Source organism: Arthrobacter sp. 131MFCol6.1 (assembly GCF_000374925.1).
Lineage (GTDB): Bacteria > Actinomycetota > Actinomycetes > Actinomycetales > Micrococcaceae > Arthrobacter.
The window spans coordinates 315,844-341,373 of sequence record NZ_KB895541.1; the positions used below are offsets into that span (position 1 = coordinate 315,844).

At 64.0% G+C, this 25,530-nt stretch carries 26 protein-coding genes; 10 read left to right on the forward strand and 16 right to left on the reverse strand.

Features of this window, described 5'->3' with window-relative positions; genetic code table 11:
- Positions 1-308 precede the first annotated feature (308 nt).
- Complete coding sequence (locus C566_RS0101555) at positions 309-1,499, reverse strand: MFS transporter (RefSeq protein WP_018772564.1); 1,191 nt, start codon at positions 1,497-1,499, stop codon at positions 309-311.
- A gap of 75 nt (positions 1,500-1,574) precedes the next feature.
- Between C566_RS0101555 and C566_RS0101560 the strand changes: the two genes are divergently transcribed.
- Positions 1,575-1,964 carry a MerR family transcriptional regulator gene (locus C566_RS0101560; RefSeq protein ID WP_018772565.1) on the forward strand — a complete coding sequence of 130 codons (390 nt, stop codon included), beginning with the start codon at positions 1,575-1,577 and terminating at the stop codon, positions 1,962-1,964.
- A gap of 51 nt (positions 1,965-2,015) precedes the next feature.
- Here C566_RS0101560 and C566_RS0101565 read toward each other — a convergent pair whose 3' ends face one another.
- Positions 2,016-3,026, reverse strand: a complete 1,011-nt coding sequence (locus C566_RS0101565; protein ID WP_018772566.1) for a zinc-dependent alcohol dehydrogenase family protein — start codon at positions 3,024-3,026, stop codon at positions 2,016-2,018.
- Positions 3,027-3,290: 264 nt separating this feature from the next.
- On the opposite strand from C566_RS0101565, the gene C566_RS0101570 reads away from it, so the two are divergent.
- The 3 genes from C566_RS0101570 to C566_RS0101580 all read left to right on the forward strand — a co-directional run bounded on the left by C566_RS0101570 (position 3,291) and on the right by C566_RS0101580 (position 4,768).
- Positions 3,291-3,629: an ArsR/SmtB family transcription factor gene (locus C566_RS0101570; protein WP_018772567.1), complete on the forward strand. Its 339-nt coding sequence runs from the start codon at positions 3,291-3,293 to the stop codon at positions 3,627-3,629.
- A 174-nt stretch (positions 3,630-3,803) separates the two neighbouring features.
- Entirely contained in the window at positions 3,804-4,181 is a 378-nt protein-coding gene (locus C566_RS0101575; protein ID WP_155846703.1) for a hypothetical protein, read from the forward strand.
- Between the two features lie 311 nt (positions 4,182-4,492).
- Positions 4,493-4,768 (forward strand): hypothetical protein, encoded by a 276-nt coding sequence (locus C566_RS0101580; protein WP_018772569.1) that lies wholly within the window; start codon positions 4,493-4,495, stop codon positions 4,766-4,768.
- A gap of 207 nt (positions 4,769-4,975) precedes the next feature.
- Here C566_RS0101580 and C566_RS0101585 read toward each other — a convergent pair whose 3' ends face one another.
- Together C566_RS0101585 and C566_RS0101595 are read right to left on the reverse strand one after the other, a co-directional pair.
- Positions 4,976-5,386 carry a hypothetical protein gene (locus tag C566_RS0101585; RefSeq protein WP_018772570.1) on the reverse strand — a complete coding sequence of 137 codons (411 nt, stop codon included), beginning with the start codon at positions 5,384-5,386 and terminating at the stop codon, positions 4,976-4,978.
- A gap of 183 nt (positions 5,387-5,569) precedes the next feature.
- Positions 5,570-6,301, reverse strand: a complete 732-nt coding sequence (locus tag C566_RS0101595; protein ID WP_018772572.1) for an HAD hydrolase-like protein — start codon at positions 6,299-6,301, stop codon at positions 5,570-5,572.
- Positions 6,302-6,379: 78 nt separating this feature from the next.
- On the opposite strand from C566_RS0101595, the gene C566_RS0101600 reads away from it, so the two are divergent.
- Positions 6,380-6,847 (forward strand): Lrp/AsnC family transcriptional regulator, encoded by a 468-nt coding sequence (locus C566_RS0101600; RefSeq protein ID WP_018772573.1) that lies wholly within the window; start codon positions 6,380-6,382, stop codon positions 6,845-6,847.
- Positions 6,848-6,852: 5 nt separating this feature from the next.
- Here C566_RS0101600 and C566_RS0101605 read toward each other — a convergent pair whose 3' ends face one another.
- The 3 genes from C566_RS0101605 to C566_RS0101615 all read right to left on the reverse strand — a co-directional run bounded on the left by C566_RS0101605 (position 6,853) and on the right by C566_RS0101615 (position 10,823).
- The gene (locus tag C566_RS0101605) at positions 6,853-8,262 is read right to left on the reverse strand and encodes an aspartate ammonia-lyase (RefSeq protein ID WP_018772574.1); all 1,410 of its coding nucleotides are present in this window, start codon (positions 8,260-8,262) and stop codon (positions 6,853-6,855) included.
- A gap of 103 nt (positions 8,263-8,365) precedes the next feature.
- Positions 8,366-9,778 (reverse strand): aldehyde dehydrogenase family protein, encoded by a 1,413-nt coding sequence (locus tag C566_RS0101610; protein WP_018772575.1) that lies wholly within the window; start codon positions 9,776-9,778, stop codon positions 8,366-8,368.
- On the reverse strand, positions 9,771-10,823 hold the full coding sequence (locus C566_RS0101615) for a homoserine dehydrogenase (RefSeq protein WP_018772576.1): 1,053 nt from the start codon (positions 10,821-10,823) through the stop codon (positions 9,771-9,773). The genes C566_RS0101610 and C566_RS0101615 overlap by 8 nt, the downstream gene beginning before the upstream one ends.
- Before the next feature lie 300 nt (positions 10,824-11,123).
- Here C566_RS0101615 and C566_RS0101620 point away from each other — a divergent pair, with 300 nt between their 5' ends.
- The 3 genes from C566_RS0101620 to C566_RS0101630 all read left to right on the forward strand — a co-directional run bounded on the left by C566_RS0101620 (position 11,124) and on the right by C566_RS0101630 (position 14,646).
- Positions 11,124-12,563 (forward strand): amino acid permease, encoded by a 1,440-nt coding sequence (locus C566_RS0101620; RefSeq protein ID WP_018772577.1) that lies wholly within the window; start codon positions 11,124-11,126, stop codon positions 12,561-12,563.
- An 81-nt stretch (positions 12,564-12,644) separates the two neighbouring features.
- Positions 12,645-13,808, forward strand: a complete 1,164-nt coding sequence (gene alr, locus C566_RS20485) for an alanine racemase (RefSeq protein ID WP_018772578.1) — start codon at positions 12,645-12,647, stop codon at positions 13,806-13,808.
- Between the two features lie 37 nt (positions 13,809-13,845).
- Positions 13,846-14,646 (forward strand): IclR family transcriptional regulator, encoded by an 801-nt coding sequence (locus C566_RS0101630; RefSeq protein WP_018772579.1) that lies wholly within the window; start codon positions 13,846-13,848, stop codon positions 14,644-14,646.
- Here the strand turns inward: C566_RS0101630 and C566_RS0101635 are convergent.
- From C566_RS0101635 to C566_RS0101645, 3 genes are read right to left on the reverse strand one after another with little or no spacing between them, the layout of a single operon-like run.
- Entirely contained in the window at positions 14,643-15,419 is a 777-nt protein-coding gene (locus C566_RS0101635; protein WP_043465664.1) for an IclR family transcriptional regulator, read from the reverse strand. The genes C566_RS0101630 and C566_RS0101635 overlap by 4 nt on opposite strands.
- A 32-nt stretch (positions 15,420-15,451) precedes the next feature.
- Complete coding sequence (locus C566_RS0101640) at positions 15,452-16,204, reverse strand: cyclase family protein (protein WP_018772581.1); 753 nt, start codon at positions 16,202-16,204, stop codon at positions 15,452-15,454.
- A complete protein-coding gene (locus C566_RS0101645) occupies positions 16,201-16,650 on the reverse strand; it encodes a hypothetical protein (RefSeq protein WP_018772582.1) in 450 nt (149 codons plus the stop codon). The genes C566_RS0101640 and C566_RS0101645 overlap by 4 nt, the downstream gene beginning before the upstream one ends.
- Before the next feature lie 326 nt (positions 16,651-16,976).
- Here C566_RS0101645 and mmuM point away from each other — a divergent pair, with 326 nt between their 5' ends.
- Complete coding sequence (mmuM, locus tag C566_RS0101650; RefSeq protein WP_018772583.1) at positions 16,977-17,948, forward strand: homocysteine S-methyltransferase; 972 nt, start codon at positions 16,977-16,979, stop codon at positions 17,946-17,948.
- A gap of 120 nt (positions 17,949-18,068) precedes the next feature.
- Here the strand turns inward: mmuM and C566_RS0101655 are convergent, their stop codons facing one another.
- From C566_RS0101655 to C566_RS0101680, 6 genes are all read right to left on the reverse strand, one after another.
- Complete coding sequence (locus C566_RS0101655) at positions 18,069-19,067, reverse strand: beta-ketoacyl-ACP synthase III (RefSeq protein ID WP_051082208.1); 999 nt, start codon at positions 19,065-19,067, stop codon at positions 18,069-18,071.
- Positions 19,068-19,177: 110 nt separating this feature from the next.
- Positions 19,178-19,426, reverse strand: a complete 249-nt coding sequence (locus tag C566_RS0101660) for a hypothetical protein (RefSeq protein WP_018772585.1) — start codon at positions 19,424-19,426, stop codon at positions 19,178-19,180.
- 57 nt (positions 19,427-19,483) lie between these two features.
- On the reverse strand, positions 19,484-20,182 hold the full coding sequence (locus C566_RS20490) for an SAM-dependent methyltransferase (protein WP_018772586.1): 699 nt from the start codon (positions 20,180-20,182) through the stop codon (positions 19,484-19,486).
- Positions 20,179-20,445, reverse strand: coding sequence for a hypothetical protein (locus C566_RS0101670; protein ID WP_018772587.1), 267 nt, complete (start codon positions 20,443-20,445; stop codon positions 20,179-20,181). The genes C566_RS20490 and C566_RS0101670 overlap by 4 nt, the downstream gene beginning before the upstream one ends.
- Before the next feature lie 17 nt (positions 20,446-20,462).
- The gene (locus C566_RS0101675; RefSeq protein WP_018772588.1) at positions 20,463-22,187 is read right to left on the reverse strand and encodes a SulP family inorganic anion transporter; all 1,725 of its coding nucleotides are present in this window, start codon (positions 22,185-22,187) and stop codon (positions 20,463-20,465) included.
- Complete coding sequence (locus tag C566_RS0101680; protein WP_018772589.1) at positions 22,184-22,579, reverse strand: ArsR/SmtB family transcription factor; 396 nt, start codon at positions 22,577-22,579, stop codon at positions 22,184-22,186. Before C566_RS0101680 ends, C566_RS0101675 begins: the two co-directional genes overlap by 4 nt.
- 949 nt (positions 22,580-23,528) lie before the next feature.
- Here C566_RS0101680 and C566_RS20495 point away from each other — a divergent pair.
- Entirely contained in the window at positions 23,529-25,457 is a 1,929-nt protein-coding gene (locus C566_RS20495) for a phosphoenolpyruvate carboxykinase (GTP) (RefSeq protein ID WP_155846704.1), read from the forward strand.
- The last annotated feature ends 73 nt before the right edge of the window (positions 25,458-25,530 follow it).

Genomic DNA, 25,530 nt, shown 5'->3' on the forward strand with positions numbered 1-25,530 from the left:
ACGACGAAACGCAGCAGCGGCGTTATCTGCGCTGCGCACAGCAGCAGGACTGTGGGCCTCTGGGCCTGCCTGAGGGCTGCCAGGAACTGGGTTAGCGCGCTGCCGGTACCACGCGGCGCGCGCGGCTCTATGTATGGTGGCGGCGGCGATCGCTACCATGAGGAAGCCGTTGGCGTTCTCGTTTGAGGCCCGTTGCCAGGGGCTAGCCGGATCGCAGAAGCACACGGGTATTCCGAGTGCTGCGGTCACCTCGACCGCCAGCTGTGGACAGCTCTCAGTCACGTCGGGCTGGTGCGCGACAGCATCAATTAAGCGGGGAAGGCTTGCTTGCGTGCGGTGGTGACGATGATAAGTGCTGCTATCAGGAGCGCGAAGGTTGCCCACGCCAGCGAAGAGGCTCCGAAGCCGCTGAGCAGGAGCCCGCCGATGATCCCTCCGCCGGCGATGCCGATGTTCCAGCCGGTGACCATGACGGACTGGACCAGATCGACGGCGGGTCCACCGGCGTCCGCGGCGGCGGTCTGAAGCAGGCTTGCAGCTCCGCCGAACGCGAGGCCCCACAGGGCGGCGCTGATGAAGACGGCCGCGGGCAGGTCTGCCAGGATTCCGAGGGCGAGAACTGCCAGAGCGAAGAGGGCAGAACTGGCGATCATGAGGGTCCGCAGGTGCCGGTCGATGAGGGCTCCGGTGATCCAGATGCTGACCAGGGATGCGACGCCGAAGACGAGCAGTACGGCGCTGACGCTGTCGCTCATTCCGACGGGTGCCAGGAAGGATGCGATGTAGGTATAGAGGAGGTTGTGCGCCATCACGTACAGGAGCGTGACGATCACGACGGGCAGGACACCTGGGGCTGAGAAGACCCTGGCTACGGGAGTGCGTTCGCCTTTGGCCTGTCCGGCGAAGTCCGGGACGGCGGCGAGCACCCAGGTAATCAGCAGAAGAGCAAGAAGCGCCATGACGCCGAACGTGAACCGCCACCCGATCAGGCCAGCGAGAAGGGTTCCCGCAGGTGTGCCGATTGCCAGGGCCACCGGTGTCCCTGCCAGGGCGATGGTGATGGCGCGTCCATGGTGGTTAGGCGTGACCATACGCCGGGCATAAGTGGCCAAGATCCCCCACAACACCCCGGCGAACACTCCGGCGACGAACCGGATGATGAGCGTCAGGACGAAGTTGTCGGAGACGGCGGTGACGACGCTTGTAACGGCGTAACCCGTGAGGGCCAGGAGCAGCAGTTTCCGGCGTTGCCACCCCATCGTCGCGCTGATCAGGGGTATGGCGCCTGCAATCGATCCGATCGCGAACACGGTCACGGTCTGGCCGACGGCGGACTCGGAAACCCCAAGATCGCCACTCATGGCCGGAAGGATTCCGGCGGGCAATGTTTCGAGCATGATGGTGATAAATCCGGCGGCGGCGAGGGCCAGCAGACCGGCCAGCGGGAGGGTCCCAGAGTTCCTGGTTCGGTCCGGGGCATAGTGTTGTGTTTGAGTCATAACCTTACTTTCAATGGTTGACACTAGTGTGAAGGTCAAATTCCGACCGAACACCCTGGAGGGAAGGCTGGCTTTATGCGCATCGGAGAGCTTGCGAAGGTGACTGACACTCCCGCCCGGTCATTGCGGTACTACGAGGAACAGGATCTGATCATTCCGAGGCGGTTACCCAACGGCTACCGGGAATACGACGAGTACCTGATCAACCGGGTAAACCAGATCCGCGGGTTGATCGACAGCGGGCTCCCGACGAAGATCATCAGACAGATCCTGCCCTGCGTGGACAAAAGCCCCGCGATCCACCCGGGCGACGCCACACCTGAACTGCTGGCCGTCCTCGAGGAGCAGCGGGACCGGATGACGCAACGCATCGACTGCCTCACCCGCAACCGCGAGGCCATTAGCAACTACATAGACGTCGTTAGCGAGACCATTACGGCGTCAACTGATACGGGCGCTGCGTAACCCCCGTCAGGCGCTGGGGAAACGCCCCGGCTTGGTGGCGGAGCACCCAGGTCAGGCGATGCTGATGACGATCTTTCCGAAGGCGCCTTCGGCCAGTTTTTCGTAGGCGCGGGGGGCGTCGTCGAAGGTGAAGACGCTGTCGATGACGGGCTGGATGGTGTGTAAGTCGAGGAATTTGACGAGCTCATGGAAGGAGCGGAGGTGGCCGACGGCGATCCCTTGGATGTGGGTCTGGTGCCAGATCAGGTCCATGAGGTCGAGGCTGGTTGTTTGTCCTTCGAGGAAGCCGATGACAGCGACCAAGCCGTTTCCTTTCGCGGCCCGGATCGAGTCGCGCAGTCCGTCCCCTCCCACGACATCGAGCACGACGTCAACGCCCTGGCCGTCGGTTTGTTCCAGGACGGCTCCGGCCCAGTCGGGGGTGGTGCGGTAGTTGATGGTGTCTGTCGCGCCCAGTTCGCGGGCCCGGGCGAGCTTCTCGTCGCTGCTGGAGGTCACGATCACCCGGGCCCCGAGGGCTGAAGCGAGCTGGATGGCGAAGATGGAGACCCCGCCGGTGCCCTGGACGAGCACGGAGTCGCCGGCCTTCAGTCCCCGGTACTCCTGGAGGGCGAACCAGGGCGTGAGGGCCGCGATCGGCAGGGTTGAAGCTTCTGCGTCGCTCATGTTGGAGGGCGTGGGAACGACGTTGTCCTCGCCGAGGATCTGGTACTCGGCCAGGCCGCCGTTCAGGGGCCCGCCCATCTGGAAGTCGGCGTACTCATTGCGCCAGGGTCCCTCGTGCCAGGTTGAATAGAAATGGGAGGTCACTCGATCGCCCACGCGGTATTTCGTCACACCCTCCCCGACAGCGGCAACAACTCCCGCCGAGTCGGCCACCGGGATGAGCCCCTTGGGCTGCTTCTCCGGCGCATAGATGCCGTCCACCAGCGCCTTGTCCCGGTAGTTCAGCGATACGGCGGACACCTTTATCAACAGCTCATGCGGTCCCGGCGTGGGCGTCGGCACCTCGCGGAGTTTGAGGTTTTCCAGTCCGAATGCATCAAGTGTCCAGGCACGCATGCGTGTCTCCTATGTGTGGTGGTGGGAGGCGGCCCCCGCGGTGACGTGCCGGAAGGAGCACGTGGAACACCACCCTACGGCCTTAGTTTGATAGAAATCAAAATAGACTGTCATCAAACTAAGCGATGCCATCAGTGGCTTGGCGGGCGCATATCCTAAGGAAGCAGCGGTAATCCACCGAGCTCCCGGCTCACCATGCGAACCCAACACCCGCCTGCCCGGTACGATCGCGAAGGCCCAGGAGCCGTGCATGAAAGGCAAGAGATGTCCCGAGGACGGGAAATAACCGACGAACCCGAAGTGGACGACTTCGATTTTCCCCGCGTGCTGAACGCCGTTGCGGACCCGATCCGGCTGGCTATCGTCACTCAGCTGGCTGCCGCACCGACGGACGTCAGCTGTGGCTCATTTATCCTGCCCGTGCACCCGTCCACGGCGACGCACCACTTCACGGCGCTCCGCCAGGCAGGCGTCATCCACCAGTACTACGCCGGGACCTCACGCATGAACGTCTTGCGCCGCGACGATCTGAACGAGGCTTTCCCGGGCTTTCTGGACTCTGTCATCAGCGCCGTCACAAAGGTTTCAACGTCTGCACGCTGAGACAGCCAGGAGCAGCCTCGCGGGAAGGCAGCACCGGTGGAAGATTCCGCCTCGTCCACGGGCTTTTCGCTCAGGTCACCGCACGCCAACAGTGAACTACGTCAACGGCTCTCACTTCCGGGATCGTCAACACATGGCGACATTCCAGTCCACCAAATGACAGCAGGAGGACTCATGAGAGGATCGTCCATACCGGTCAGGGCGGCCTGGGCAGGCATGGCCGCGGCGGGCCTCATCCTGCTGTGCCTGGGTCTGGGCCAGAAATTCTACTTCGGGTCCGTCACGAATGCTTTTGCGCGGGACCAGATCGGCAACACGCTCATCCTGGCCGGGGACGTCCTTGGTCTGGCGGCCGCCGGCTGGTCGCGGTATCGGGGCGATCCCTTGTGGGTCACTGTCACTGTAGCGGTCCCGGCCGTGGTCATTGGGGGACTGAATCTGGTCGTCGAAGACAGCCTGCTGCCGCACATCGCTGCGCTGGCCGCCGTCCCGCTGGGGGTTGTCGGGGTTATTGGCGGCGTCGTGGGTCAGCGGCGCCGAACGCCTTCGTGACCCCTCACGACAAAACAAGAAGGGCCGCGCTCTCGGGGAGCAGTTCAGGGGGAGGGTGCGGCCCTTTTGTGAACTGGCGGCCGTCTCCCGGGGGCTATCTGCCACGCCGATAATGGACCTTTCGTTAAACCCGTTTGACGTACTCATGGCTGTCGGGTTCGGAAATGTCGCCTCCAAGGGACGTGGGGGAGGGGCTTTGTCCTCTACCGTGAACTTGGACACCTTGACCGCGTCGGAGGAATAGCGGGGGCTGCAGTTGGCTTGTTCATACCGGGGCGTCGACGACCGGCTGCCTCGTGAAAGGACTTCCGATGCCCACTTCCTTTGTCCCGTTCAGCATTCGCGCTACCGTTCGCGAAGACCATAAGCGCTCCTTCCGCACGGACATAGAACGTCTGACCGGCAGCGATCGTGGCTGGTCGCCGCTGGACGTCGTCAAGTCCACGGACACGCAGGCGCTGCTGCGCGGAGCGATCGCGCAAGGCGTTCACACCGCCACCAACGAGAGCCTGGCCCGCTACCTCCAGAACCGTCTTGCCGCCGATAACGACATCCATCTGGATCTCACCGTCTGCATCGGCCGCTAGCAAACGCCTTACGACTTGGATATGGTCACGAACCTGCGTTCGTTCCTCGAAGCATCGGAGCGTTACCTCCGCCACATCTATTGCCGGGACCTCACGATGGAGGGCGGCTACGACAACGAGTGGATCACGGGGTATGGCACATCGCCGCCAACTTGGTCTCCGCTTGGTCCGTAACGGGCGGGCGCTGACTCGGCTCGGCTTCCCGCGTCAGGTGGTGGGGTGGTCCAGCTTGAGTGAGATCGGGTAGCCGGAGTCACTGCAGGCCTTGGCCACGCCGACGAAGGAGTCCTTGAGCTCCGCGCGCACATCGGAGACGGTGTAGTCGCCGTTGGCGCGACTGGTCCCGGCGTCGGCATACCTGCCCTGTTCGATCACGACTTCCATCATGTACTTCCGGACCTCGCCCAACGCCACATTCTGTGCGTCCGGTTCCGTCTTGTCGGCTAGAAGCTTGAGGGCGGCGCCGTAGGCGCCTCCGCTGGCGCCTGCCTTGGTCTCCAGGTCGACCGAGTTGTAAGCGGTTTCGAAATTCCGGCACGGGGCTTCGTTCGCCCTGACGGAGCAGCCGGACAAGGCAGCGGCGGTGGCGACTGCGAGGAAGACAGGGAGTGCTTTCATTGGGGCATCCTACCTACGAATCGGCCCAGCGGCGGGCGACTGCGGTGGTCATTTGTGGCGTCAACATCGCTGATCTGGGGTTGTTCGTGGTCTTTGAACAGCGGTGGTACCGGCGGAGAATGCGGGCCCTCAGTGAGTAGCGAAGCGTGGATTGTGAATGCCTGCTGGTCAGATTCGTGGGACTCATCGCACGAGGGATGCTGCGCTGCTGACCCGTGCTGACCAGCGGCGGTTATCCAGGATCAGTGGCAGAAGGGCCGCAGGGGAGGGAGCAACGGCGGCGGCCTGCGAGGCTTCCTCGGCCTCCCCGTATCCCCAGAGTGCGAATATTGTGGGGATTCCGTGTTTAGCTGCTCCCGCGACGTCGTAGCTTCGGTCTCCGACCATTGCGGGACTGGAGATGTCTACGCCTGTGGAATGGAGCCGAAGCAGCAATTCGGCGATGACGTCTGCCTTGCTCGCTCTTCCCTCGGTATCTGACGCTCCGCATACGTTGACGAAGTGGCAATCAATTCCGAACATTCGTGCCAGTCTTATTGCTTGATCTTCAACCTTGGACGTGGCTACGGCCATCGGAATGCCGGCCGAATGTAGGCGTTCTAGTAGACCGATGATCCCGTCGTATGGGCTGGACTGTTCGGCGCCGTGCTCGGCGTATGCCTTGCGGTAGTGTTGGAGGGCCTTTTGGGCGGTTTTCTCGTCCAGTTGTGAGACGGTTCTGAAGGACTCGATCATCGGTGGTCCGACGAATCGGCGCAGTGTGTCCATCGATGGGACCGGTGCGCCTACAGCGGCCAAGGCCTGGGCAGCGCTTGCTGTAACGCCGGGTGCTGAGTCCAAAAGCGTTCCGTCCATGTCGAACAGGATGCAGCTTATGCCAGTGAGAGCGGACGGCGCTTGGTTCAGGTGTGTCATTCTTTTCGAGGTCTTTCGGTCTTGAAGTTTGGTTCCATTCCGGTTGTACCCGGGGGATTATCGCGGTGAAGGGTAGGCATGGATCGAGTGAGTCTTGATCAGATAGATCAGAGGATTCTTGCGGAGCTCACGAAGAACGCCCGCATGAGCCACGCAGAGCTGGCGACCAAAGTCCTCCTGTCGCGGAATGCTGTGCGCCAGCGGATCGAACGGATGGAGCGGCAGGGGTATATCCAGGGGTACACGATTGTTGCCGGCCCACCGGGCCAGGGCCCGGTGTCCGCTTTCCTGATGGTTTACAGGAAGGACCGGGTGCGGGGGGCTGATGTCATCTCCGTTTTACGGTCTATTCCCGAAGTGGTTCTGTGCGACGTCGTGAGCGGTGACTTTGACCTCCTGGTGAGGGTCGAGGCCCGGTCGCTGGAGAGGGTTCAGGAGATCTGGGAGCAGATCGCGGCCATTCCCGGAGTCACGGACACGGTGACGGCCATGACGCTCTCCAGTTACATCAGGCGGGGCGCCGGAGGTGCCCGGGCCACGGAGTGAAGTGATCAGAGCCCGCATATGTCCGGTCTCCTGACTGGCAGCACGGCGGATGCAAGCAGCGCCTGGGCTGCCTCCCGCTCCAAGAGGTTCCTGCTGGTGACGACGTCCAGAATGGTTGACCCGTTCTGAAGGGCTTCCTTTGCCACCGCTGCTGCTGCGGCATACCCGATGGCCGGTATTAGGGCCGTTGCGAGACCCACCGAGACTGACGTCTGGCGGGCGAGGTGTCCGGTGTTCGCTTCGATACCCTCCATGCAGTATCGACGAAGGGCGTGCGATCCTTTTTCGAGCCATGAAATGCTTTGAAGAAGGACATGGGCAATGACAGGTTCGAAGGCATTGAGTTGGAGTTGTCCGTTGTCTGCAGCCATCGTGACTGTAGTGTCAGCTCCGGCAACTGCGAAGGCGATCTGATTCATGGCCTCCGGGATGACCGGATTGACCTTTCCCGGCATGATTGATGACCCGGCCTGGCGCGGGGGCAGGATAATCTCGCCGAAGCCGTTCTGTGGACCGCTCGACAGCAGCCGCAGGTCGCTGCTGATTTTGGACAGCTTTATGGCCGTGCGCTTCAGCATGCCCGACAAGTGCATGAAAACACCAACGTCGGACGTCGCTTCGATGAGGTCGGCGGCAGGAACGACCGGGACGCCGGAGACCTCGGAGAGCGCCAAAAGCACGCGTTGCTGATACCCCGGCTCGGCGGTGATGCCGGTCCCGATGGCGGTGGCGCCCAGGCTGCACTCGAGCAGCAGCGCCGTGGATTCCATCAGCCTGGAGCGGTCTTCTTCCAGCGTCGCGGCGAAGGCAGTGAACTCCTGCCCAAGGGTCATCGGGACGGCGTCCTGAAGCTGTGTCCTGCCCATCTTCACCACGTCGGCGAATTCAGCACCCTTGCTGCGGGCGGACTCGGCGAGCTTGCCCAACTCGCGGTGGAGCTCTGCGGTGGCGAAAATCAGTGCCAGTTTGATCGCCGTGGGATAGGTGTCATTCGTGGATTGGCACCGGTTAACGTGATCAATGGGGTGCAGGTGCTGGTAGTCACCGCGGCGGTGGCCCAGTTTTTCCAGCGCAAGATTCGCGATCACCTCGTTGGCATTCATGTTCGTGCTCGTTCCGGCACCGCCCTGAATGACGTCCACACAGAACTGTTCGTGGTGATGTCCGTCCTGGATTTCCTGGCACGCTAAGCGGATCGCTGTCGCCACCCGAGGGTCAAGGATGCCCAGTTCGCAGTTGGCCTGCGCCGCAGCGTTCTTGATCATCGCCAGCGCACGGACCAGGTGCGGGTGGCGGGAGATGGGAATCCCGCTGATGGTGAAGTTTTCCAAGGCCCGGGCGGTGTGCGCTCCCCAATAGGCTGTGGCCGGTACAGGAACGCTCCCGAGCGAATCCGTCTCAATGCGGCAGGTCATGGTTTTCCATCCTCTGTGTGGAAGTGTGGGTGGTGGCGTGGGTGAGTGCCGCTTGCTCGGAGGAACTGGAGGGCGCAGGGCCCGGTCGCGCCCTCCAGGTCGATCAGTTCTTGATGCAAATGACCTTTGGCTGCGTCATCTCCTCATACGCGAAATGGACGCCCTCCCGGCCCATGCTCCCGTACTTGGCCCCACCGAACGGCATGCCGTCGAACCGGTAGTCAGAGGAATCGTTAATCATGACGCCGCCTGCTTCGAGCTTGCGGGCCGCATCCATGGCCCTGGCCAGGGAGTCGGTGAATATGCCCGCATGGAGACTGAACTCGATGGCGTTGGCGACGTCGATGGCCTCTTCGAAGGTGGTGAATTTATGCAACATCACCACCGGCCCGAAAACCTCCTCCTTCCACAGCCTGCTGTCCGCCGGGACGGCTTCCAGAACGGTCGGCTGAAGCACATTTCCGTCCTTGACATTGCCTGAGAGCAGGACAGCGCCGGCACCGAGAGCCCCGTCCAGCTTCGTCTGGAGCTCCTGCAGGGCGGCGGGGCTGATCATGGGCCCGACATCCGTCCGTTCATCCGATGGATCTCCGGCAACCAACCGCGCCGTTTCCTCCAGGAAGCGCCGGCGGAACGCGCTGTACACCGGGGCGGCTACGAGGATCCGCTGCACCCCCACGCAGTTCTGTCCGGCGGCCCAAAACGCTCCGGAGACGCAGGACTCCACCGCGTTCTCGATGTCGGCATCGTCCAGGACGATCACGGGTGCGTTTCCACCGAGATCCATCGAAAGCTTCTTCAGACCTGCGGTGCGGGCGATACTCTCACCCGTGGAGAACCCCCCGGTGAAGGACACCATTCGTACGTCCCGGGACCTGATGATTGACTCGGCCACTTCCCGGTCGCCGTGAACAATCGTGAGGGTCTCCGGCGGGAGCCCTGAGCTGACGAGGGCGTCCGTGAGCAGCTGGGCTGACAGCGGAGTCAGGGCCGAGGGTTTGAGGATCACGGCGTTTCCTCCGGCGATGGCCGGGCCGATCTTGTGAGCCACCAGATTGAGGGGGTCGTTGAACGGAGTGATCGCGGCAATGATGCCCAAGGGTTCGCGGGAGTACCACCCGGTCCGGTCCTCTGAGCCCTCGTACGAGTCAAAGGGGATGACTTCGCCTGCGTTTCGGCGCGCTTCGGCAGCGGAGAGGCGGAGCGTGTTGACCGCCCGCTGTACTTCCTTCCGGGCCTGGCGGATCGTCTTCCCGGCCTCAGACACAATGGTTTGCGCGAACTCCTCGTGGCGCTGCTCGATCTCTGTTGCGGCGCCGTCGAGTATCTTCCCGCGGGCATTGCGGGACAGCGCCCGTGCTTTCCGGGCGCCGATGCGGGCTGTTTCAATCACGGCTTCGCCGGCGGTGGCTTCGGTCAGCGAAACCGCGCCGACCACCCTGCCGTCGTAGGGGCTCCTGACGTCTCGGAACTGCGGCAGCACGGTTTCCGTCGAATACAGTGTGGATTCAAGCATTTGCAGCTGCTCCCGTCCGGACGGCGTGCATGGCGATGATGTCGGAGAGCAGGGCGTAAGCGGTTTCCACGCGGCCGGCTCCCGGTCCTGAGACAGTTACTGCGCCCAGAAGGTCGGTGTCGAAGGACACGGCATTGGTTGCGCCTGAAATGCCGGCCAGCCCGTGGTCGAGGGGGAGTGCTACGGGGGATACGCCTGCTGTCACTGACCCGTCCAGGTTCCGCCGTGCAGCACCGACGAGCTTCCATCGGCGTCCCTCGCGGGCGGCCTTCCGGATATTCTCCGGCGTCACAGCTGAAATCCCCTGCCGCTGAACGTCCTGGAGTTCCATGCCTGCGTCGAGCAGTTCGTTGGCGAGGATGAGGACCTTGAGCTGAACGTCGTAGCCCTCAATGTCTGCTGAGGGGTTTGCCTCGGCATAACCGAGTTCCTGCGCCTCGCCGATAGCCGCCTCGAGGCCCAGCCCGGCTTCCATCCGCCCGAGCACATAGTTGCTGGTGCCGTTGAGAATGCCTTCGAAGCCCTTCAGCTCCAGCCCCGCGAACATCTTCTTGGCCAGGCGAATGACGGGAGTGCCGCTCATAACGGCACCCTCGAACTCGAAGTGCACGCCGTTCTGTTCGGCCAGGGAGGTCAGCTCAGCGCCACGGAGGGCAACGGGGCCTTTGTTCGTGGTGCAGACGCTCTTGCCGGATTCGAGCGCCCATCGCACGTGCGAGACTGCCGGCTCGCCGTCGTCGGGATTTGTGAACGTGGCCTCGCAGATGATGTCAGCGGTGCAGTTGCGGATAACGGATTCGTTATTGGTGTCCGCGGATCCGCCGTATTCGGCGAAGGTTTCGCCCCCACCACCCAGATTGAGGGGGATGGAAAGGTCGATGCCCTCGGCCTGGACCAGGGAGCCGAGGCGCAGGTCGGTGATGGCCACGACCCGCAGGCCGAAGCCCAGCTCGGTATGAAGTGTCTCGCCGCGTGTTGCGATCAGTTCGGCCAGTGTCCGGTTGACGCCGCCGAAGCCGATCAGCGCAATGTCGTAGGTGGTCATGGTGCTCCTTCAATCAGTTACATCGGTCTTCCAATGCTCACCGCATTCCATGTCCGTCAGTGCATGTGATTGTGACCGAAAAACAGGGCGAAGTGACCATGTGCCTGCCGATTCGACATCGACGCCCGGATGTAACTAAGTGCAACATAGGCATGGTGAAATGTTTTTAATGACCAAAATCTCGTTTTCGTGTTACTTTCATCACTACCGCCATTGCACAGTCCGGGGCGGCCCGTCCTGCCCACCGGGACGATATGCGCACCTTTCGCATCAGACCTGTCCACTCACCTGGGAGAAACCATGGAACCGTCAACACCTGTCCAGCTGGAACCACAGCCCACGATTCCCCCGTCGACCGATTCCGGGCTCCGGCGGTCCATGGGGGCACGGCATCTGGTCATGATCGCCATGGGTGGGGTGATCGGTTCCGGGCTGTTCCTTAGCTCGGGCTACACCATTTCCCAGGCCGGGCCACTCGGGGCCGTCATCGCTTATCTCATCGGTGCCTTCGTTGTGTACCTGGTAATGGCCTGCCTCGGCGAACTTGCCATCGCGTATCCGGTCTCAGGCGCCTTCCACATCTACGCTGCTAGGTCGATCGGGCCGGCCACCGGCTTCGTCACGGCCTGGCTCTACTGGCTCTGTTGGGCAGTGGCCATCGGATCGGAGTTCACTGCCTCAGGCCTCCTGATGCAGCGGTGGTTCCCCGGGGTTGAGGTCTGGGTCTGGTGCGTCATCTTCGCCTCGGTCCTCTTCGGCTTCAACGCCATTTCCTCGAAGTTCTTCGGCGAGTCGGAGTTCTGGTTTGCCATCGTCAAGGTCGGCGCCATCGTGGTCCTCATCATTTTGGGCGGCGCGGCGCTCTTCGGAGTTCACCCGCTTAGCGAGGGGACCAACCACCCGTTCATGCTGGAGAACTTCAACACGTCTGGCGGCCTCTTCCCGAACGGCTTCGCCGGCGTCCTTGTCACTGCTCTGGCCGTCTTCTACGCCTTCTCAGGCTCTGAACTCATCGGCGTGGCGGCAGGCGAAACAGCCGACCCTGCCACCAGCATCCCGAAAGCGATGCGCAGCACAGTCATCCGCCTGCTGATCTTCTTCGTCGGGGCGATCGCCGTCATCGCCGCGACCATCCCGTTCGAGCAGGTCGGACTGGATGAAAGCCCGTTCGTGACGGTCTTCTCATCCATAGGCATTCCTTTTGCCGCCGACATCATGAATTTCGTCATCATCACCGCACTCCTCTCCGCCGGAAACAGCGGTCTCTTCTCCTGCGCACGGATGCTTTACTCCCTTGCCGACGAGGGGCACGCGCCGCGGGCGCTAAAGAAACTGACCCGACGCGGGATCCCCATGATCGCGCTGTCAGTCAGCATGCTCGGAGGCCTGGCATCTCTCATCAGCAGCGTCGTCGCACCCGAAACGGTCTACCTGGCGCTCGTTTCGGTGGCAGGGTTCGCCGTCGTCGGGGTCTGGATGTCCATCACCGCCTCGCACTTTTTCCACAGGAGGTCCTTCGTGAGGAAGGGCGGCGATGTTGCTGCCCTTCCGTACAAGGCACCGCTGTTCCCGCTGGTGCCGATCCTGGCCTTCTCGCTCTGCCTTATTTCGCTCATCGGCATTGCCTACGACCCGAACCAGGTAGCAGCCCTCTATTTCGGAGTCTCTTTTGTTGGCGCCTGCTATGCCTTCTTCTACTTCAAGTACGGACGCAAGGCGCGCGAAAGCCAGTTGTCCTAAGGCCATCATCAACTACCGCCTACTCTGCTTCACGGCCGGGACTTTCGTTCCCGGCCGTGAAGCAGTCCAACGGATATAGCCATGAGTTCACAAGATCTGATGCAACAAATGCGCAGTTCGGCCCAGGACGCCGGCAGTTGGCTGGAGATTGACGCCGCCGCTTTCGAGTCAAACGTCCGGAACCTCCTGTCCATGATCGATGGTCGGTCTCTCCTGTGCGCCGTGGTCAAGTCCCAGGCCTACGGACATGGAGCCGACCTCTTACTCCCTTCCCTTGTTCGTCTCGGCGTCCCCTACGTGGGAGTGGGAAGTAACGAAGAGGCGGCCATCGCACGCCGCTGCGGCTTTGAGGGCCGGATCCTGCGTGTCCGTGCCGCGGCGCCGCAGGAGATCAAGGCCGGCCTGCGACACGACATCGAAGAGCTCGTTGCCGACCCGCAGAGCGCATGGGAGATGCACAAGATCGCTGCCGAGGCCGGGAAGGTGGTGCGAATCCACCTCGATATCAACTCTTCCGGGATCAGCAGGCACAGCCTCGACGTCTCATCCGCACTTGGGCGGGCGTCCGCGGTAGCGATCGTGAGCCACCCGGGACTTCGACTGGCCGGGATCATGACGCATTTTCCCCAGGACGACAACAGCCACATCGAAACGGCTCTTGTGCGTTTTCAAAGCCAGGCGTTGGCGCTGCTCCAATTGACCGGAGTTCCCCGGGAGGAAGTGCTTCTTCACTGCGCCAATTCCTACGCCGCGCTGAACGTGCGCGGCTCGTGGCTGGACATGGTCCGTGCTGGGGCAGTCCTCTACGGCGATTCAGAACCGGCATCGGGGCAGTTCCGGCGGTGCCTGGCCTTCAAAGCCCGGATCGCGTCTATTAACAGCTACGCAACAGGAACGAAGGTCGGCTACGGGCTAACCCACACCCTGGACCGTGACTCCAGGCTGGCGTCAGTGACAGCAGGGTACGGAGACGGCTACCGGCGTGCGTTGGCCAGCCAGGGCGGCGTACTTGTCCGTGGCCGTCGCGCTGCCATTGTCGACGTCGGTTCGATGAATTCCATGGTTATCGACGTCACCGATATAGCGAACGTCTCCCCGGGAGACGAAGTCGTGCTGTTCGGGCGGCAGGGAAGCGCCGAAATCGCTCCGGCGGAACTCGAAGCAGCGAATTCAGCCATACTGGCGGACCTCTACACTGTGTGGGCACAAGGAAACCGCGTCCTCGTTAACAATGAGGACATGTGAGAATAGGCGTAGTTATCGGGCGGAAGGAGCACGGATCATGGATTCTTCCTCGGAAGCGTCGTCCATGGCCCAAGGACTTCGGATAGTCCGGCTGGTCGCGGACCGGGAGAAGTGGGGCAGGCGGCTTCTCGGCGTTTCCCAGCTCGCATCCGAGCTGGATATGGAACAAAGCCGTGTCTCCCGGCTGACACAGGAATTATGCGAGCTGGGACTGCTGGAACGTGTCGAACGGGGACCCTTCCGAACCGGCCCACGTTTTTTCAGTCTGGCCGCGACGCTGAATGCCGGATGGGTCCACGAATCAAGAGCCGAACTTGAGGCTTTGGTGGCTTCGTTCGGCCTCAGAGCCAGAGTTTCCGTCCGCGAGGGCTTCCGCGTCATTCTCCTGCGTGCCTCCAGCAATGACGCCGTCCCCGGAAGCTTCGTGAAACCCGGCATGGTGACGCCCGTATGGTGTACCGGGTCCGGCCGGGCCCTGCTCTGGGACGAGCGGCAGCCAGCCGTCCAAGCCCTCCTTAGGGACGTCAACTTCATCGGCGTAGGCGGTCCGGGAGCGGCCCATTCCCCCCAGGAACTTGCCGAATTGATGGACCGGGACAGGGCTCGGGGTTTCATTGTCGCGGAGGAGGAATTCGAGCACGGCGTCTGCGAGCTCGCCGTTCCGGTCCGCAGCGCTGACGGATCCATCCTTGCCGCGCTCAGCGTCCTGGGGGGCCGGGACGAGATCACATCCAGGACTAGTGACATTGCCGAGGCCCTCACGGCCGCAGCCGAACGGCTGGGGTCCTGCGAGGGCGGCGTCCGGGGCGACGCCGGCCGTAAGGGCCTTGCCAGCTAGAGCCCGTTCGGTGCCGATGTGTGGCCCAACGCCGATTCAAGCCACTTTCCCCAGGACAGGAGAGCCGTGGCGCAGACTTCCCGCCGCGGCTCCAGGCGGGTCTTGGTGCCTACAACCTGAAGGGCTGCGACCACGTCGCCCTTGAAGTCCCGAATCGGAACGGCCAGGGAATACAGTCCGGGCTCGGCTTCCTCATCGACAATGGAGTACCCCCGGGCCCGCGCCCCGCGCAGACGCGACAGGAAGTCCTCGACGTCGAGCGGTGTGTTCGGACCGTGACGCACGAAGTCAACGCCGGAAAAAACGGTTCGGACCTCGGCGTCCGACGCTTCCCACATCAGGGCCTGGCCGGCGTCACTGCAGTAGGCCGGGTAGGGCCGGCCCAGCCAGGAACCGACCATGTTGCTGCTTGCCGGAACACGTTCGCCGATGGTGACCGTGCTGTCGCCGCGCAGCATGCCAAGGAAGCATCCTTCATCAGTTTCGCCGGCCAAGCCTTCCAGTGCGGTCACGCCGTCGCTCTGCAGCCGCTGCTCTGTCAACAGCTGCGCGTCTGTCAGGAGCGACCAGTTCAGGGTGTAGGAGCGATGTTCGCCGCGGGCCAGAAACCCCTCCTGCTCGGCGGTCCGGAGGCTGCGAGAAACCTGGCTGCGGTCTTTGCCCAGATCGGCGGCTATGTCAGCGACCGTTCCGCCAGGCAGCCCTCCTGGGTTGCGGGCGCCCACCGCTAGGACAGCCATGATTCCCCGGCCCATGCTGGACGTCTTAGACATGGAACCGATTCTAGTCACTGGATCAACGTGTCTTAGTGGATGGCGAAGACCCGGGCTGGAAAACCGCTGCCTTGCAGCGGCTTCGGCCAGCTCGCAATGAGGATCGCGCCCGCTTCCGGAAGCCCGTCCAGGTTGGCCATCAGCTCGATCTGCCACCGGTTCTGGGCCAGGACATAGGTCTCCAAGGTGAAATCCTGGCGGGATGTGGCACTCCCTGGGTCTGTGTCCGTCTGCTCATGGCCGACGGCAGTCACCGAGCGCTCCTCGATCAGGAAGGAGAGGACTTCCTGCGACCATCCCGGCGTGTGGCTGACACCTTCATCATCCCTGTTTGCCATGGCACCCGTGTCGGGCCAACGATGGCTCCATCCCGTCCGCAACGCCACAAAGGCACCGGGTGCGATGGCGCCATTGCGGTGCTCCCATGCCTGAATGTCCTCCATCGTGGGCGTGGCATCCGCATTTTCGATGACCCGCGAGGTGATATCGAGGATAACCAGCGGAAGGACCATGTCCTCCACGGGAATCTGGTCCAGCGTTCGTCCTCCGCGGATGAAATGCGAGGGCGGATCAACGTGCGTTCCCCATTGGCCGATGATCGAATACCGGTGAGCGGTGAAACCGTCGCCTTTCTCCAGATCGAACACCGCCTCCCTGATTTCGTCGGGGAATGCCGAAAAATGCGGCTGGCCGGGGTGGAAGGCGTGCGTCAGGTCGGTGAATGATCGGCCGGCAAGCAGCGGCTGCAGATCGTCCCAAAGTCCGGCCGTGGTGGCTTCAATCATGATGCGGCCCCGTTCACATGGAATGCCGGAATCGCGGTGCTGGAGACGCTGATTGGCCCCGTCAGTTCGATGACGGGCACCTCCCAGGGATGGATATCCACCATGCGCTGGACGAATCGTTCCACGGCGGCGTCATCGAGCAGCGCATCGAAATACGTCGTGAAGACGAAGGTCGGGGAAATTGTCCGCTGCCCCACCTGACCCAACGTAGGGTTTGCGCCTTCATTGCAGGTGAACCCCTCGAAACCTACACCGGATTCGAAGACATGTCGGTAGTTGCCAAAATCCCCTAATTCGGGGGAATCGGACAAAGCCTGGAGCAGGGCTCCGATGCCCGCCTCGTCCTTGAATGCTTCTACGTCTCCCTTGGTGAGCCGCGAGAACGATTCCGAAGCTATGGGCCAGTGCACGCGCAGCTTGCGTACTGATTTCATTTCAATCTTCAAGGGAAGCCTCTTCCTGGGCGGATCGCGAAGGTGTCTGAAAGCCATGGTGGCATAGTGTGACGGTCATTACAAGCATGAATAAATGCTTATTACGCACAACATTTGGAGCAGGGGTTTGCGTTCACTCGGCACATCCGCCAGACTTTGGGCGTGACTGGGCCGCAGGACATCGGTTGCTGCAAGCGGCTGCTGACCGTCATCTGCAAGTCCAGGGCTGCACAGCGCTTTTTGGCACTGCACGGTGTGCTACCTTGCATTGCCTTGGCCACGAGGGCCGCAACTGCCCGGCAGACAAGAACGAACCGAACCGCTTGGAGCCCTGAACGATGCCCAGTAACACCATGCTTTCCCGCATGCTCGACGCCGGAGCGAACCTGACCGTGGACGGTGCACTCGCCACCGAGCTTGAAGCGCACGGCTGCGATCTGGAAGACCCCTTATGGTCGGCTAAAGTCCTTCTGGAACAACCGCAACTGGTCAAGCGCGTACACCACGACTACTTCCGCGCCGGAGCCGCCGTCGCCATCACGGCGAGCTATCAAGCCACACCCCGGGGATTTGCGCGGCGCGGCATCGGCGAGGAAGAGGCCTTGGAACGGGTGGCATTGAGTGTGCGCCTGGCTGACGAGGCACGTCGCGAGTACATGGCCGAAAACCCGGATGCGGGCCCCCTGCTGGTTGCAGGATCGGTCGGGCCCTACGGCGCGTACCTTGCCGACGGATCGGAATACCGGGGCGACTATGTCCTCAGCCGAAACGAGTTTTTGGAGTTCCACCGGCCTCGAATCGCAGCGCTGGTGGAGGCCGGAGCGGACTTTCTTGCCTGTGAGACCCTGCCTTCGTTGCCGGAGGCAGAGGCCTTGTTAGCACTCATGAAAGAGTTCGACGTCGAAGCCTGGCTCTCCTTCACGCTACGGGACGGCGGCCACATCAGCGACGGTACGCCGCTGGCTCAAGCGGCAAAGCTCTTCACGGCGGAGCCGCTCGTGGCGGCGATCGGCGTGAACTGCGTGCCGCTGGAGCTGGTCTCCCCATCGCTGGAGGCCCTGGGCAGAGCCACTGATACGCCCCTGATCGCATATCCGAATTCGGGCGAAAGCTATGACGCAGTCACCAAAACGTGGGGGCCGGCCGCGGCGAGCCCTTCAGCCCCCGATAGCAAACGGCCCGCAAGCCTTGCGGAGGGAACGCCAATCTGGCGTGAACTTGGTGCCCGGCTCGTTGGCGGGTGCTGTCGAACGACCCCACAGGATATTGCGGCCGTGACGGCGCTGTCAGAAACTCACAAACCTGAATAACGACCGGTTGGTGCTACTAGTGCAAGGAACTTGTGACGCGTCACGAACCTGGCCTATTCGCAGGGCGGGCGAACCGATCGAGTTGGTGACGGGCAGGGTGCCGCCGGGGCGCCAGGTGCTTCAGGCTCCGGACACGGTGCCGGTGGCCGGGGTGCGGACTACCTGCCCGGCGTAGGAGAAGCCGCCGCCGAAACCGAACAGCAGAACGGGGCTGTCGGGCGGAAGCTGTCCGCTACGCACCAGCCTGGCAAGGGCGATCGGGATACTGGCCGAGGACGTGTTCCCCGAGGTGACGACGTCACGTGCGGTGATCTCGCGGGAGATCCCGAGTTGATCGGCGAGGGGCTCGATGATGCGCAGGTTGGCCTGGTGCGGGACGAACCCTGCGAGCTCGTCCGGCCGGATGCCGGCGATCTCGCAGGTTTTCCGGGCCAGCGTGGCGGCCTCGCTGATGGCCCAGCGGAACACGGACATGCCTTCCTGCTGGAAACGGAGTTTGGGTTCTTCGATCCTGACAGCGTGGGACAGTTCGGGGACTGATCCCCAGTGGACTGGTCCGATTCCCGGAGTTGGTGAGGCGGTGAGCACGAGGGCGCCGGCGCCGTCACCGACGAGTACGCAGGTGGTCCTGTCGGTCCAGTCCGTGAAATCACTGAGCTTCTCGGCCCCGATGACCAGGGCGGTGTTGGCGGCCCCGGAACGGATGGCCTGGTCTGCGACGGCAAGGGCGTGCGTGAACCCCGAGCAGGCGGCGTTAAGGTCGAAGACGGCAGGGTTCCGGGCACCCAGCGCGGCCGAGACCCGCCCTGCGGTGCTTGGGGAGCGGTCCAGTGCGGTCACGGTAGCAATGACGACCAGGTCCAGATCCGCGGCTTCGATCCCGGCATGTTGAAGGGCGTCCCGCCCGGCTTGGGTAGCCATGTCCGCGACGGACTCGGTATCGGCGATGCGGCGTTCCTGGATCCCGACCCTGCTGCGGATCCATTCATCGGTGGTATCCACGATCTGGCTCAGTTCCTCGTTATCCAGGATCCTTGCGGGCTGGTACAAGCCGACCCCTGCGATCCGGGAGCCCCGGCCTGTTAAGGGTTTTGGTGCGGGCACGGTCGGTGCTGTCATGTTTTGCTCCTGAATATCGGGACCGGTCGGCCGGGGCTTATGAGGCTGGGCAATGCAGAATGCGGGCCGTACAGGGATGTGTGGTGCAGGTTCCGGGAGCGGGCTGTCCGTCAGGGGTGTTCCCGCAGTGTGTTGAAAAGTTCAGAAAGGTTCATGCCCGCCGCCGCCGCCGCATCGGCGGGCGGCACTTGGGCGGCCATGGCCCGGCACAAGGCTAAAACCAGGCCGGATGCCTCCGTTCCGGAACCGTAGTGTTCCGCCGGTTGGGTGCAGTCGGGTGCGGTGACGGCATAACCGTGCGCTGGCAGGTAGCCGCCCCGGGCGGCGGCGGCCTCGATACTTTTCAGGTGGTAGTCCATTGCTTCCTTGTCCCCAGTGTCTTCGTGCTCTCCTGGTGGTGGGTGCGGGTTGGGCGTTTACGATGCCGTAGGCGGGGACTGTGCCGGCGCGGCCGGTCTGCGGGCCAGGACCACGCAGTCCAGCGCGGGCCGGCGGGCCCCGGGGACGGGCCGTGACCGGATTTCTGCTGATTCGACCTGCAGCCCGGACGCTCTGGCCCAGGCGGCAACCTGCGCGCTGTCGTGCAGCACGGACGGGTCACGGGTTCCGGCCATGCCTTCCCGCGGGTCGGCGGGGTCGTGGCCGGTGTACAGGAACAGCCCGCCGGGGGCCAGGCCCGGGGCGTTGCGGGCGATGACGCGTTCGAGGTCGGGGCCGGGCAGATGAAGGAAGGCGGCCAGAACAAGGTTCAGGCTTCCGCGTACCGGTGCGCAGGTGGTGACGTCGGCGACGGACCAGGTGATCAGGTCCGTGACGCCTTCGGCGAAGGCGCGCCCGCGCCCAATATCCAGGGCTTCGGCGGAAAAGTCCATGGCTGTCACGTGCCAGCCGCGTCCGGCGAGCCACACGGCATTGCGGCCGTCGCCGGCCCCCAGATCCAGGGCCCGTCCGGGGGCAATCCCGTTCAGCATGGCGCGGACCGAGGAGCTTGCCGGCGCCCAGCCGCGGTCGTTCTCGGTGTACCAGCGGTTCCAGGCTTCCGCGTCCGCGGGGTACCCGGTCCCTCCGGGCATGGAGTGCTTCCACGCCGGCAGCGGCATGCCGTCTACGCTCATGGCCGGCTCCTGCCCGGGCGCAGCGCTGATGCTACTGCGGGCCGGCCCTGTGAGTTGTTGCACCGTCCGAACACGGCGATCACGGCGGGGATGCCGACGGTCGGGCCGGTCAGTACCGCCGCGGCCAGCCAGGCCTGGTTCGTGGGCCCCGCGAAAAGTGCCGGGAGGTCGAACAGCAGTAGGGCCCCGAGTCCGAAACCCAGGAGGTATTGTGGCAGACGGCCCGGTTCGGTCCGGGATTCCAGGGGTGCTGCTGGCGGCAAAGGATGCTCCTGATCATTCAGCGGACCGTGGTGCGGCCGGGACTGGCTGCCGCGACCTGGCCACGGTCGGGGTCCTGGCCGTCGTTGGGTGCTTTGTCCCGTGCGGGGTTTTGGTCGGCGCGGGCGACGTGGCTGCGGGCGTGTTCCACGGCCGGAGGCAATTCCGCGAAGAGGTGTTTGTGGTGGCGCAGGGATTCCAGCACGCCCACCCGGGTGACCAGGGCCAGGTGGCGTTCCTGGATTCCTTTGATCAGTACGGTGATGCCGCGGCGTTCGAGGGCGTTGACGATGTCGGTGATGACCCTGGCCCCAGTTGCGTCCAGGACCTGGAGCTGTGACATGCGGATGATGACGACATCGACGTTGCGGATCGCGCTGACCCGGTCCAGGACGCGTTCGGCTGCGGCGAAGAACAGGGCCCCGTCGAGTCGGAACACGGCGATGTGTTCGTCGCCTTCCTGAACCGGGCCCGGGATCTCTTCCCGGTGGACCCCGCTGGACTTGACCAGTGTGCGCAGGGCGAAGAAGGACGCGACGGCGATGCCGATCGCCACTGCCTCGATCAGGTCGAAGGAGACAGTGATCAGGGCCGTGACGAAGAACACGACCGTGTCGGCACGGGTCGATCCGATGACGCTGCGCAGGGTGGCGGGGGAGACCATGCGGGTGGCGGTGACCATCAGGACCCCGGCGAGGGCGGCGAGCGGGATGCGTGAGACCGGACCGGTGGCCAGGTACACCACGCCCAGCAGCACCAGAGCGTGCGTGACGGCGGCGAGCCGGGTCCGGCCGCCTGAGCGGATGTTCACCGCGGTACGGGCGATGGCGCCGGTGGCCGGCATGCCGCCGAAAAACCCGGAACAGACGGAGGCCAGGCCTTGGCCCAGGAGTTCACGGTCGGCGTCGTAAGGGCCGGTATCGGAGATCGACGCGGCAACCCGGGCCGAGAGCAGCGACTCGATCGCCGCGAGGGCCGCGATGGTCGCGGCCGGCCCGGCAAGCGCAGCCACGGTACCCCAGTCCAGGGCGGGGATGACCGGGGCCGGCAGGGTGTCGGGCAGGGTGCCGATCCGGGCCACCGGCAGGTCCAGCACCTGGGCAGCGATGCTGGCGATGATGATGGCGATGAGGGAACCGGGGATCTTCGGGTGGATGCGGGGTGCGGCGATCATGATGACGGCGACAAGTGTCACCAGCGCCAGCGGGGCAAGGAGGGCGGCGGGGGACGCCGTTGTGAGTCCCTGGACGGCAGAGACGGCGGCGTTGCTGCTCGGTCCGGCTTTGACGCCGAAGGCGGCGGGGACCTGCTGGAGGAATATGATCATGGCAATCCCGAGGGTGAACCCCTCGATCACCGGCCAGGGCAGCAGGGTCACGACCCGGCCGAGCTTGAGCACACCGGCGGCGACCACGATGACCCCTGCCAGGACGGCCACTGCGGCCAGGGCACCGACGCCCTGCGTGGCGATGACGGGACCCAGGACGACGACCATCGCTCCGGTCGGGCCGGAAACCTGGATGTTGGAACCACCGAAAACGGCGGCGACGATGCCGGCGATCACGGCGGTAATCAGTCCGCTGGCCGCTCCGGCGCCGGAGCTGACCCCGAAGGCCAGCGCCAGGGGGAGGGCGACGATACCCACGGTGACCCCGGCGATGAGGTCCCCTTTCCAGGTGCGGGGCAGATCCGTATAGTCCCTCGGGCCGGGCAGAAGCGCCCGGGCCGCGGTCAGGGCCCTCATCGTGAGCTGCCGTCGGCCGCAGCCGCCGGGGACGCAGCGGCCTTAGACGTGGCCTCGGTATGTTCGAGCTGCTCGCGGGTGGTGTGCAGCATGTCGTTGAGCAGTAGACGTGCCACGGACAGCAGGTCAGCGACCTGAGGGTACGCCAGGGAATAGAACATCTGCAGGGCCCTGCGTTCGCCCTTCACCAGGTGGTATCGGCGCAGCACGGACAGATGCTGGGACAGATGCGAGGCCTCTAGACCTGTTGCGGCGAGCATGTCAGTTACCGATACCTCGGGCGCCGCGGAGAGCAGCTCCAGGACCCTGATCCGCACGGGATGCGCCAGACCCTTGAAAAGATTGGCCTTCACTTCATATAACGGTGCCCGGAAATCCGAAAACTCGTCCATGCCTGCCTCCCGGCCTCTCACTACGAACCTCTGCTTGACTATTTCATGCTTCTATCATCCAATATAACAGGGGATGGGTCAGGCTGCCCCTGCCGGGCCTCGGCTTCAGCGGACTGGACTGACACTTCACGCCGGACCAGGGCATCCGCAGCTACTCTCGCCCGGCCGGGGAAAGGGGCGCCATAACGCCCTTCCCGACAAAGACCCCTCCGGCCGCCACGGCCCGCCGGAGGACAGAGGCCCGGCACCCGGGAACCGGTTCCCAGGTGCCGGGCCGGCCGCGTCATGCCGCGGCCTTCGGACCCGCTGCCCGGACCCTGCCCCCCCAGGTCCGGGCAGCGGCCAGGACAGCGGGCGGCGTGATGCGGCCGCTGCCGGAACCCGGACAAGCTCGGCCCGCGCGGCAGCGCCCGGGTGCTGGCACCGCCCGGGACCATGGAATCCTCTTCACGAGGGAGCGCACAGCCTGGTCCGGTACTTCCCCCCGGTGGCGCCCTGCTGAACAACGGCTACCCCGTCGTCCACCTGCCGAAAACACCGACCTGGACATCAGCGCCCTCGCCCGGTCGGGCTGGAGACCGGCGCCCCGGACCTCAGGGCCGACCTGCCATGCGCCGAACGTCTGACACCGAGACCCTAAATTCAGGCCGCCTGCCTGCCGTTGCCGGTGACGGCATGCCCTCCCCGGCAGGGATGCCGGGGAGGGCGCTGTACGTCTGCCGCGGTAGTTCCCGGCTTCCGTCGGGTGATCTGCCTCGCTTCTCTCCACGGGGTGCTGAGCCGTGTACAGACGTTCCTGCCGTCCATCGTCCGCGACGGCGGTGCCATAGGGGCTATTATATAAATTGATGTAATCATCAAATAGTAAATTACTTGAAGGCCCCTGGCCCCCTTCGTGGGACCCGCAGCCGCTCCTGAACTCCTATTGGCCTCCGGCTGCGATGCTCCGATGAACCACCCATCACCGTCTAGGATCATCCCCGCCAACGCCACAAAGCGCGGGGGAAGGAAGAGAACCTTGCCAAACACCACACAGTCCACCGTCATGGATACCGCACCGGCCGCTCTGGCCCGGGTTTCGGAGTGGGTCGGCGAAGTTGCTGGCCTGACCCGGCCGGACCGCATCCACTGGGTCAACGGCTCCGACGCCGAATACCGCCAGATCACCGACGGGCTCGTGGCCGCCGGCACCCTGGTCCGGCTGAACGAGGAACTCTTCCCCAAGTCCTTCGCGGCGTTCTCCGACCCCAAGGACGTTGCCCGGGTCGAAGAGCAGACCTACATCTGCTCCGAACACGAACGCGACGCCGGCTTTACCAACAACTGGATGGCGCCGGCACAGATGAAGGAGAAGCTAAACGGGCTCTTCCGCGGCGCCATGCGGGGACGCACCATGTATGTGATTCCGTTCGTGATGGGCCACCTCGACGCCGAGGACCCCAAGTTCGGCGTTGAGATCACCGACAGTGCCTACGTGGTCGCCTCCATGCGCATCATGGCCCACACCGGCTCCGAAGTCCTGGCCAAAATGGTCGAACTGGACGCGGACTTCGTCCCCGCCCTGCACTCCGTCGGCGCACCGCTGGAGCCGGGGCAGCAGGATGGCAGCTGGCCCTGCAACCCGGACAAGTGGATTGTCCACTTCCCGGAGGAGCGCTCCATCTGGTCCTTCGGCTCCGGGTACGGCGGCAACGCGCTGCTGGGCAAGAAATGCTACTCACTGCGCATCGCGTCCGCGATGTCCCGGCAGGAGGGCTGGCTCGCGGAGCACATGCTCATCCTCAAACTCACCAGCCCGGAGCAGAAGGCCTACTACATCTCCGCCGCGTTTCCCTCCGCCTGCGGCAAGACCAACCTCGCGCTGCTGAACCCCACAGTGGACGGCTGGAAAGTGGAAACCCTGGGAGACGACATCGCTTGGATTCGTGTCGGAAAGGACGGGGAACTGCGGGCCACCAACCCGGAGGCGGGCCTCTTCGGCGTTGCACCCGGCACCGGATGGCACACCAACCCCAACGCGATGGACGCCATCGCCAAGGGCAACACCATTTTCACCAACGTGGCTCTCACCGATGACGGCGGCGTCTGGTGGGAAGGCATGACCCGGGACGCTCCGGAGCACCTGACAGACTGGACGGGCCAGGACTGGACGCCGGGCTGCGGCAGCCCCGCGGCCCATCCCAACTCGCGGTTCTGCACCCCCATCAGCCAAGTCGATATCCTGGCCGAGGAATACTACCAACCCCAGGGCGTGCCGCTCTCGGCCATCTTCTTCGGTGGGCGCCGGAAGACAACCATCCCCCTGGTCACCGAGTCCAGGGACTGGGCGGGCGGTGTTTTCATGGGGTCGACGCTGTCCTCTGAGACCACAGCGGCTGCCGCCGGCCAAGTCGGGGTGGTCCGCCGCGATCCGATGGCCATGCTCCCCTTCATCGGCTACGACGCCGGAAACTACCTCAACCACTGGCTGGAGATCGGCCGGGCAGCCAATCCCGCCAGATTGCCCCGGATCTTCCTGGTTAACTGGTTCCGCCGCGACAGCGACGGTGGCTTCCTGTGGCCCGGATTCGGAGACAACTCCCGCGTCCTGAAATGGGCCATCGAACGGCTCGAGGGGACAGCCGCTGCCATTGAAACTCCCATCGGCCTCGTCCCGGCACCGGAGTCCCTCGACGTCGAAGGCCTCGATGTCACCTGCGGACACCTCAGTGCCGCCCTGGCGGTCGATTCACAGGAATGGGCCCAGGAAATCGACAGCATCGATCAGTGGTACGCCCGGTTCGGTGACTCGCTGCCCCCCGAACTGCCGGCCGAGCTGCAACGCCTCAAAACCCGATTCGCTGCCCGCCGGGGGACGCCGCGCATCAGCTCCCGATAGGAGCCAGGGGTGGCACCCGGTGCCCGGAACCGTCGTGCACCGGGTGCCACACTGGGTTCGCAAATGTCAGAGA